At 65.4% G+C, this 1298-nt stretch carries 2 protein-coding genes and 1 pseudogene; 2 read left to right on the top strand and 1 reads right to left on the bottom strand.

The genetic code is table 11. The annotated features are described in order from the left end of the window. Positions 1–165, top strand: a 165-nt coding sequence (locus AC1DOC_RS33990; RefSeq protein ID WP_478131610.1) for an aspartate 1-decarboxylase, incomplete at its 5' end; no start/stop codon positions are given. A gap of 366 nt (positions 166–531) precedes the next feature. Continuing rightward, a complete protein-coding gene (locus tag AC1DOC_RS33985) occupies positions 532–933 on the top strand; it encodes a GreA/GreB family elongation factor (RefSeq protein WP_478080266.1) in 402 nt (133 codons plus the stop codon). A 5-nt stretch (positions 934–938) separates the two neighbouring features. Here the strand turns inward: AC1DOC_RS33985 and AC1DOC_RS33980 are convergent. Then, positions 939–1298 (bottom strand): annotated as a pseudogene (locus AC1DOC_RS33980) (hypothetical protein); the annotation flags it as partial.

The raw sequence follows: 1298 nt of genomic DNA, 5'->3' as shown, positions 1-1298 counted from the left end.
GCGGTGGGCGACCTGATCATCATCGCGGCCTTCGGCCTGGTGCCCGAAGACCAGGTGGCAGGCTCCAAGCCCAAGCTGGTGTTCGTGGACGGCGCCAACCGCATCAAGGAAGAGCGCGCGCACATTCCGGTGCAGGCGGYTTCAGGCGAGACTGCAATGGTCTGAGCGGGGCGGCAGACGCTGTCCTCCGCAATCGCAGGATGACCGGGCTCATTGAACTAAGACAAAGGGCAATCCGGCAAGAACCCTGAGGACATTGCTTGCACCGCCGCGGCGCGCTGAATAGACTTGGCGTTATGTCGAACCCCCTCGTCTTCACCCACTCTGCAGCGCTGCTTGCTGCCGCAGAGTGCGCGCGTGCACGCATGGCGTTGAAGTCGGGTCGCAGGCAACCGCCCGCACATTTCTAGGCCCGGCGGTCGCTCTCTTTCTTCCTTTCTTTTCAGCGCAACCATCCACCGCCGGGCACAAGTTCCGCGCGTCCGCGGCCATCGTCGTTCGTCGACGGGTCCGCATGAATGGAGTGCGTCAATGCATGCAACGATCCACGGCGAGCGCACGCTCACCGAACTTGATTTCGCCCGCCTGAACAAGCTGCCCAGGCTCAACCTGCCRCCCAGCCTGGCGGATCTTCTGGACTGCGCCGAGGTGACCAGCTCGAGGGCCGTGCCCGACAACATCGTGACGATGTGCTCGCGCGTCGAGATCGTCGACGCGCACACGCGCCGGCGGCAGACGCTGACGATCTGCTACCCCGAAGAGGCCAGGCCCGCGGCCGGCCTCATCTCGGTGCTGTCACCGGTGGGAACCGGCCTGCTCGGCCTGAAGGTCGGAGACACGGCCAAGTGGCAAGCCCCGAACGGAGAGGCATGTGCCGCCGAAGTCGCGGCGATCCTCTTTCAGCCCGAGGCGACCGGCGACTACACCACGTAGGTGGTTCAGGAGGCTGGGCGCGACAGCGTCGCCAGCTTCTTCTTCGCGCTTTGCAGGAGCCCGATCCGCTCGGCGGGCGGCTGCGCCTTCGTGTCTCCGAGCGCGACGATCTCGAGCGCGCAGGCCGCTGCCAGCTTGGATGCGAGCGGGTCGCGCACCGCCAGGCTGTTGAACCTGGCGTTCGAAATGACATGCACCTTCAGGTGGCGGTGGATGGTCTTCGACAGCTTCTGGCAGGCGGCCGCCATGGCGGCTTCATCGGGTATCGACTGGCCGTGCACGACCAGGAGCTCTAGGGTGCCGTCCTTGTCCTCTCCCAGCAGGAAGGCACGCAGGACCGAGTCCTTGAACTTGCTGCGCAGCAT

The organism is Variovorax sp. 01T439_2, assembly GCF_056398445.1.
This window is presented reverse-complemented; position numbering and strand designations above follow the sequence as displayed.